The organism is Dactylosporangium sp. NPDC005572, assembly GCF_040605515.1.
Lineage (GTDB): Bacteria > Actinomycetota > Actinomycetes > Mycobacteriales > Micromonosporaceae > Dactylosporangium.
Genome location: NZ_JBEXCY010000351.1, coordinates 1 through 7,033 on the forward strand (window position 1 = coordinate 1; position 7,033 = coordinate 7,033).

9 protein-coding genes and 1 pseudogene are annotated in these 7,033 nt (G+C 72.7%); 5 read left to right on the forward strand and 5 right to left on the reverse strand.

The window, feature by feature from the left end; all coding sequences use genetic code 11:
• From ABZS66_RS59450 to ABZS66_RS59465, 4 genes are all read left to right on the forward strand, one after another.
• The coding region (locus ABZS66_RS59450) for an SRPBCC domain-containing protein (RefSeq protein ID WP_354773491.1) at positions 1–440 on the forward strand (440 nt) is incomplete at its 5' end.
• Positions 427–1,002 carry a TIGR03086 family metal-binding protein gene (locus ABZS66_RS59455; RefSeq protein WP_354773493.1) on the forward strand — a complete coding sequence of 192 codons (576 nt, stop codon included), beginning with the start codon at positions 427–429 and terminating at the stop codon, positions 1,000–1,002. The genes ABZS66_RS59450 and ABZS66_RS59455, both read left to right, overlap by 14 nt.
• Before the next feature lie 37 nt (positions 1,003–1,039).
• Positions 1,040–1,738 carry a DUF998 domain-containing protein gene (locus tag ABZS66_RS59460; RefSeq protein WP_354773495.1) on the forward strand — a complete coding sequence of 233 codons (699 nt, stop codon included), beginning with the start codon at positions 1,040–1,042 and terminating at the stop codon, positions 1,736–1,738.
• The gene (locus ABZS66_RS59465; protein ID WP_354773497.1) at positions 1,728–2,012 is read left to right on the forward strand and encodes a metalloregulator ArsR/SmtB family transcription factor; all 285 of its coding nucleotides are present in this window, start codon (positions 1,728–1,730) and stop codon (positions 2,010–2,012) included. Before ABZS66_RS59460 ends, ABZS66_RS59465 begins: the two co-directional genes overlap by 11 nt.
• A gap of 29 nt (positions 2,013–2,041) precedes the next feature.
• On the opposite strand, the gene ABZS66_RS59470 is transcribed toward ABZS66_RS59465, so the two are convergent.
• Positions 2,042–2,659 carry a nitroreductase family protein gene (locus ABZS66_RS59470; protein ID WP_354773499.1) on the reverse strand — a complete coding sequence of 206 codons (618 nt, stop codon included), beginning with the start codon at positions 2,657–2,659 and terminating at the stop codon, positions 2,042–2,044.
• Positions 2,599–2,910 (reverse strand): DUF6092 family protein, encoded by a 312-nt coding sequence (locus tag ABZS66_RS59475; RefSeq protein ID WP_354773501.1) that lies wholly within the window; start codon positions 2,908–2,910, stop codon positions 2,599–2,601. Before ABZS66_RS59475 ends, ABZS66_RS59470 begins: the two co-directional genes overlap by 61 nt.
• A 185-nt stretch (positions 2,911–3,095) precedes the next feature.
• Between ABZS66_RS59475 and ABZS66_RS59480 the strand changes: the two genes are divergently transcribed.
• Entirely contained in the window at positions 3,096–3,830 is a 735-nt protein-coding gene (locus ABZS66_RS59480) for a hypothetical protein (protein WP_354773503.1), read from the forward strand.
• 64 nt (positions 3,831–3,894) lie between these two features.
• Here the strand turns inward: ABZS66_RS59480 and ABZS66_RS59485 are convergent, their stop codons facing one another.
• From ABZS66_RS59485 to ABZS66_RS59495, 3 genes and pseudogenes are all read right to left on the reverse strand, one after another.
• Positions 3,895–4,887, reverse strand: a complete 993-nt coding sequence (locus ABZS66_RS59485; protein WP_354773505.1) for a C-terminal binding protein — start codon at positions 4,885–4,887, stop codon at positions 3,895–3,897.
• Complete coding sequence (locus tag ABZS66_RS59490; RefSeq protein WP_354773507.1) at positions 4,874–6,628, reverse strand: IlvD/Edd family dehydratase; 1,755 nt, start codon at positions 6,626–6,628, stop codon at positions 4,874–4,876. The genes ABZS66_RS59485 and ABZS66_RS59490 overlap by 14 nt, the downstream gene beginning before the upstream one ends.
• 10 nt (positions 6,629–6,638) lie before the next feature.
• Positions 6,639–7,033, reverse strand: a pseudogene (locus tag ABZS66_RS59495) (glucose-6-phosphate dehydrogenase); the annotation flags it as partial.

The following is a 7,033-nucleotide window of genomic DNA, read 5'->3' on the forward strand; positions in this document are numbered from 1 at the left end:
TGCCGATCATCCGGCTGACCCGCGACTTCGCGGCAACGCCCGAGCAGGTGTTCCGCGCACACACCGACCCGAAGCTGTTCGTGCAGTGGGTCGGCCCGAGCGGCACTGAGGCCCGCATCGAGCACTGGGACGCGTGCAGCGGCGGCAGCTGGCGGTATGTGGCCGAGCGGGACGGCGAGGAGTACGCGTTCCGCGGCTGCTTCCACGAGGTCGGCACCGATCGCATCGTGCAGACGTTCACGTTCGAGGGTGCCCCCGACGGCGTGGCGCTGGAGACACTTCGGTTCGAGGACCTCGGCGACGGCCGCACGCGGCTGCACGCACAATCCCTTGTGGACAGTTTCGAGGGCCGCGACGCCCGGCTGGCCGGCGACATGAGGGCCGGGGTCGACGGGGGCCACGCCAAGCTCGACAGGATGCTGGCCGATGGCACTGTCTGACCGTCCCGCCGAGCGGCACCGGGAGGTCTGCCTGGTGTTCACGGACCGGGTCCGTGGTGCCCGGCGGTGGGACGCACCCGCGCCGGTCGCCGGTTGGACCGCCCTCGACGTCGTGCGGCACCTCACCGAATGGTTCCCGGGCTTCCTCGCCGCGGGCACCGGCATCGAGCTGCCGGCGGGACCGGCGCTGGACGACGACCCGGTCGCCGCATGGCAGCATCACCGCGATGCCGTGCAGGCGCTGCTCGACGACCCGGCGACCGCCGACCGGGTCTTCGCCCACCCGCACCTGGGCGAACTCCCGCTGTACCGCGCGATCGACCAGTTCTACACGACGGACGTCTTCATGCACACCTGGGACCTCGCGCGGGCCACCGGCCAGGACGACCGGCTGGATCCGGACTTCTGCGCCGCGCTGCTGGCCGGGATGGAGCCGATGGAGGCGGTCATCCGATCGTCCGGACACTACGGCGTCCGCGTCCCGGTCGAGCACGACGCGGACGCGCAGACCAGGTTGCTCGGGTTCATCGGCCGCGACCCGAACTGGACACCCACTCCGTGAGCGGCGACCACCCGGCGTGCAGCCAGGAGGAGCAGGCATGAACACCACCGCAACGAGCCAACCGGTAGCCGGCCGCGAAACCCTGACCCGATACCTCCTCTCGTGCGGCGTCGTCGCCGGCCCGTTGTTCATCGGCGCATCCCTGTTGCAGGCCCTCGCCCGCGACGGGTTCTCACTCACGCGTCACGCGATCAGCCTGCTGCTCCTGGGCGATCCCGGCTGGATACAGTTCGCCAACTTCGCCGTGACCGGTCTGCTCGCCGTCGCCGCAGCCGTCGGGGCATGGCGCCTGCCGCGCACGACCAAGGGCGGCACCTGGGGACCGTTGCTGATCGGCGCCTACGGGGTGCTGCTCATCGTTGCCGGGTGTTTCAAGCCCGACCCCGCGTTCGGCTTCCCGCCCGGCGCTCCTCCGGGCGCGACCGCCACGATCAGCGCATCCGCCGGTCTGCACTCCGTCGCATTTCTCGGACTCGTGCTCTCGGTGATCGCCGGGTGTTTCGTGTACGCCCGACGGTTTCGCGCACGCAGGCTGCCGGCCTGGGCAAGGTACTGTGCGGCGACCGGGCTGGGCACGCCGATCCTGCTGGTGGTGGGTATGGGGCTCTCGGCCGGCGGAAGGGGCGGCCTGCCGCTGTTGGGTGTGGCGGTCGCCACCTCGGCCTGGATCACGGCCGTCGCGGTGCGGCTGCGCGCGGAGAGCCGGACGCACAGGTCAATGAAGCATGCGGCGTGAACTGCTCGACGCCACGTTCGCCGCGCTGGCCGATCCGACGCGGCGGGCGATGCTCACCCGGCTGGCGGCCGGCGAGGCCACGATGACGGAGCTGGCCGCGCTGTTCGACATCAGTCAGCCCGCGATATCCAAGCACCTCAAGGTCCTGGAGCGCGCCGGAGTCATCTCGCGTGGCCGCGCAGCGCAGCGAAGGCCGTGCCGGCTCGAGGCACACCCGCTCAAGGCGGCGACCGACTGGCTCGACCATTTCCGCGCCTCCTGGGAAGCGCCCTGACTGAGACTCCGGGTCGTTCACCGGCCGCGTCACGAGCCGGCCACTGTGCTCGCATCGCTGTCCAGGCGACCCCAGCAGGTGAGGTCGCGCCAGGTGAGCCGCCGGTGCGGGCCCACCGGCGACGGTTGCGTCGCGGCGGCGTGGCCGAGGCACACGATCATCTCGGGGCTCCACCGGGCGGGCAGGTTGAGGACCGTGCTGACGGCGGCGCTGCTGAACGAGGTGACCGGTCCGGACCCGAGGCCGAGTGCGTGGGCGGCCAGCAGCATCGTCTGCGCGGCGGTGCCGACGTCGATGAGCAGACCGCTGTTCGTCGCCGGCAGGCCGTACTCCACGGCGCGTGCCATGTCGATGCAGATGACGACGGCCGCCGCCGGCCGCTGGAGCATGCCGGGCGAGACCATGCGCAGCACCCGCAGCGTGGCGGCGTCGTCGATCACGACGAGGCGCTGCAGGCGGCGGTTGCCCGCGTTCGGGGCGTGCGCGGCGGCGTCCAGGATCCGCTCCAGCTGGTCACGCTGGACCGGCTCGCTCGTCATGGCGCGTACGGCTCGGCGCGTCCTGATCACCTCGAGCGCGTCGCGGCTCACCGGGTACCCCCGTCGACGCCGTAGCGCGTGACGAGGTGCTCCGCGAGGGCGCGGCACATGCCGTCCAGGGCGGCGGCGTACCCGTCCGGGTCGGCCGAACGCGTCGCCGTCGGGGGAACCCGCTGGATCGGGCCGTCCAGCAGCGCGCGCGTCTCGGGTGACACCCGGGGCGCCATGGAGCCGGCGAGCCGCTGCGCCGCGGTCAGCAGCCGCAGCGGGCCGTACTCCGCAGCCTCGTCGACCTGGGTCCGGGCGGCGGTGACGAGATAGGCGAGCAGCTCGAGCGCCTCGTCCTCGGTGAGCACCATCGTCGTTCTCCTCGGTGACCCTCGGCAGTGGGCGAACTACCCGGCCGGGTCCCGTCTACACCCCTGGGGAGGCCGTGGACCGCCGTGCAGCGACTGGTGCGATTCGGCGGGTGAGCGGGCGGGTAAGGTTCGGGTGCTCGGCCGGTACGCGCCGATCACGACGGGACCGTGGCAGGGGACGACTGGTGACGGAGGCAGTGACGCCGCGCTGGCAGCAGGCCGACGAGGCGGTGGAGTCGCTGGTCGCCGCGTTGGCGGCCGCCGCCGCGCGGACCGCGGACCGCAGCGGCCGGAAGCGGCCCCGTGGCCGGACCCGTCCGAAGAGCACCCGCCGGCACATCGCCGAGGTCGTCCGTGCGCACCGGCTCGCACCCGGGCTGCGGGTGGACCGCAACACGGTCGCGGCCCTGTTCGCCGGGCACCGGGACCTGGTGACCAACCCGGTTCTCGTCGTTGCCGTGGCGCAGGCCTGCGGCATCATCGCGGGGCAGAAGCTGAGCGCGAAGAAGGCGGCCCGGATGCGGGCGGCCAGCCTCCGGGTCGCGAAGCTCATCGCCCGCGCCCAGGCCGACACCCGCCCCGTGCCGACGCCGTACGCCGTGCCGGCACCACGGGTCGAGATCACGCCCCGACCGGAGCCCACACAGGTCGCGCCGCCGCAAGAGACCGCGCCGGTCGAGGTCGCGCCGTCACCGGAGACGCCGGAAGAGACCCCACAAGGGGTACCAGCGGAGGCGCAACCGGATGCGCCACGGGAGACGGCCGGCAGCGTGCCGTCGCCCGGGCCGTCCGTCGGGCGCCCGTGGCCCCAGGCGCCCTCGATCGTGGTGCGCCGCAGGCGCCGGCGCCGGGCCCGGCAGTGGTGGCTGGCCGCCGCCCTGCTCCTGCTGGTCGTCGTCGCATGGCTGACCTTCGGCTGACCGCACCGCGCGCCGCGATGGCCGCCGACGCCGGTCTCGCCTGCGCAATGTCCGAAGGGGACGACTAGGTCACGCTGTTGACCGGCGACTGTGGACGGTGGCCGGTCAGCACCCGCACGGCCTCCTGCGCGGCGATCGCCCGCACCGCCTGCAGCGACTGCTCCGAGTAGTAGGCCGCGTGCGGCGTGATGACCGTGTTCGGCAGGCGCAGCAGCGGGTTGTCGGGCCGCCAGTCCCGCCGCTTCGCCGGCTCCTCCTCCAGGTCGTCGAGCGCGGCACCGCCGATGGTCCGGTCGGCGAGGGCGGCGGCGAGGGCGGCGTCCTCGACGATCGGACCGCGGGCGGTGTTGACCAGCACCGCCGTCGGCTTCATGCGGGCGAGCGTCGCCCGGTCGAACAGGTGGTGCGTGTCCGGCGTGAGCGGCGCCTGGATGACGAGGTAGTCGGAGTCCTCGACGAGGTCGTCGAACGACACCGGCAGTACACCCTGACGCAGCATCTGATCGGCGGACACGAACGGGTCGTGGCTGCGCAGCTGCACCCCGAACGGGCGGGCCCGCTCCGCGATGAGCCGGGCGATCGCCCCGAAGCCGAGGATGCCGAAGACCCGGCCGCGCAGCCGCCAGATCGGCTCGCCGGTCTGCCACTGCCACTCGCCGGCGCGGGTGGCCGCGTCGTACTGGTTGATCTTGCGCGCGGCGCACAGCCACAGCGCGATCGCGTGGTCGGCGACCTCGTCGGCGCACCAGTCGTTCGGCGCGTTGGTGACCTGGATGCCGTGGCGGGTGGCGGCGTCCACGTCGACGATGTCCACGCCGGTGCCGTAGCGGGCGATCACCCGGCAGTTGCGCAGCTCGTCCATGGCGCCCGCGCCGATGTGGGCGTACTGCGTGAGGATGCCCTCGGCGTCCCTGCCGTACCGGATGACCTCCTCCTCCGACGTGCACTGGCGCGCTTCCAGCGTGAACCCGGCCTCCTCGGCGATGGCCCGCTCGATGTCGACGTCACCGAAGTCGGAGTCGGCGATCATGATCGTGCCGCGGTCAGTGTGAGTCACGGGGCAGTCCCTTCGTGTGCACGATGTCCCGGTAGGCGACGGCGAAGTCGAGGCACGCGCCGGTGTCCATCTGGCCGGTGTGCGCCCGGAACAGCTCCTGCCAGGGCGTCTGGTTGGACAGCGGCGGCGGGGTGTGCGTGCGCCACCGCTCGGCGATCTCCTCCTCACTGAGCTCGACGTCGATGCGGTGCGCCGGGATGTCCAGCGTGATGCGGTCGCCGGTCCGCACGATCGCGAGGTTCCCGCCCACGGCGGCCTCCGGGCTCGCGTTGAGGATCGAAGGAGCGTCAGCGGTACCGCTCTGCCGCCCGTCGCCGAGCGTCGGGATCGCCTCGATGCCGCGGACGATGAGCGCCGTGGGCGGCTGCATGTTCACGACCTCGGCGGACCCCGGGTAGCCGATCGGGCCGGTGTTGCGGATGACCAGGACGCAGTTCTCGTCGATCTCCAGGGCCGGGTCGTCGATGCGCCGGTGGTAGTCCTCGGGCCCCTCGAACACGACCGCGCGCCAGGTGACGGCCGGCGCGGTCAGGTAGCGCGACCGCAGCTCCTCGGTCACCACGGACATCTTCATCATGCCGGAGTTGAACAGGTTGCCGTGCAGCACGAGGAAGCCGCCGCGGGGCGCGAACGCGTCCTTGTAGGCCGCGATGACGGCCGGGTCGGTGCTGCCCGCGTCCCGCACGTTGTCGCCGGCCGTCCGGCCGTTCACGGTCATCGCGTCCGCGTGCAGGCGGCCGGCGTCGAGCAGCGAATGCATCACCGCCGGTACCCCGCCGGCGCGGTGGAAGTCCTCGCCGAGGTACTCCCCGGCCGGGGCGCAGTTGGCCAGGATCGGCACGTCACCGGCGACCGACTCCCAGTCGTCGTTGCTCAGCTCCACGCCGGTGTGCCGGGCGATCGCGATGAGATGGATCGGGCAGTTGGTCGACCCGGCGACGGCCGCGGTGACCAGCATCGCGTTCTCGAACGCCGCCCGCGTCATGATCGAGGTCGGGGTGACGTCCTCCCGGACCAGCTCGACGGCGCGGCGGCCGGTGTCGTAGGCGATCTGGGCCCGCTCCCGGTACGGGGCCGGGATCGCCGCACAGCCGGGCAGCGACATCCCGAGCGCCTCGGCGATGCTGTTCATCGTCAGCGCGGTGCCCATCGTGTTGCAGTGCCCGGCGCTCGGCGCCGAGTTCGCGACCCGGTTCATGAACTCGGCGTAGTCGATCTCCCCGGCGGCCAGCTTGCGCCGCGACTGCCAGATGACGAGCCCGGAGCCGGCCCGCTGCCCGTCGACGTACCCGTTGAGCATGGGACCGCCGGAGAGCACGATCGCGGGAATGTCGACCGTCGCGGCCGCCATCAGGCACGCCGGGGTCGTCTTGTCGCAGCCGGTGGTCAGCACCACGCCGTCGAGCGGGTAGCCGTACAGGACCTCGACCAGGCCGAGGTAGGCGAGGTTGCGGTCCAGGGCGGCGGTGGGGCGCTTGCCGGTCTCCTGCAGGGGGTGTACCGGGAACTCCAGCGGGATCCCGCCGGCGTCGCGGATCCCGTCGCGCACCCGTTCGGCGAGCTCGATGTGGTGCCGGTTGCACGGCACCAGGTCGCTGCCGGTCTGGGCGATGCCGACGATCGGCCGGCCGGACTGCAGCTCGGCCCGGGTCAGGCCGAAGTTGAGGTAGCGCTCGAGGTACAGCGCGGTCATGTCGGGGTTCGCCGGGTTGTCCCACCACTGCTGGCTCCGCAACGCCATGGCTGCCTCCTCAGGGGCCGTCCGAGCCGGCCGCGTACTCCTCCAGCGGTACGAGATCCTTCGCCCAGGCGTCGAGCACCGGGGCGACGACCCGCCAGGACTCCTCGGCCTCGTCGGCCCGGATCGACAGTGCCGGGTTGCCGTTGAGTACGTCGAGCAGCAGCCGGCCGTAGGGCGGCAGCTCGGCCGGCTCCGGCGTCGCGGCGAGGGTGAGCGGGGTGAGCCCGTCCCCGCGGGTCGTGGTGCCGGTCAGGTGCAGCGACACGGACTCCGGCTCCAGGCCGAAGCGCAGGACGTTGGGCACGGCCTCGGCGCCCTCGGTGAACGGCAGGTGCGGCACCGGCCGGAACCGGACCGCGACCTCCTGGCGGTCGGTCCGCAGCGCCTTGCCGGTCCGCAGCCGGA

Bases quoted from the DNA above. Each gene is read 5' to 3' on its own strand.
- ABZS66_RS59455 (WP_354773493.1), top strand. From the start codon at position 427: ATGGCACTGTCTGACCGTCCCGCCGAGCGGCACCGGGAGGTCTGCCTG.
- ABZS66_RS59460 (WP_354773495.1), top strand. From the start codon at position 1,040: ATGAACACCACCGCAACGAGCCAACCGGTAGCCGGCCGCGAAACCCTG.
- ABZS66_RS59465 (WP_354773497.1), top strand. From the start codon at position 1,728: ATGCGGCGTGAACTGCTCGACGCCACGTTCGCCGCGCTGGCCGATCCG.
- ABZS66_RS59475 (WP_354773501.1), bottom strand. From the start codon at position 2,910: ATGGTGCTCACCGAGGACGAGGCGCTCGAGCTGCTCGCCTATCTCGTC.
- ABZS66_RS59490 (WP_354773507.1), bottom strand. From the start codon at position 6,628: ATGGCGTTGCGGAGCCAGCAGTGGTGGGACAACCCGGCGAACCCCGAC.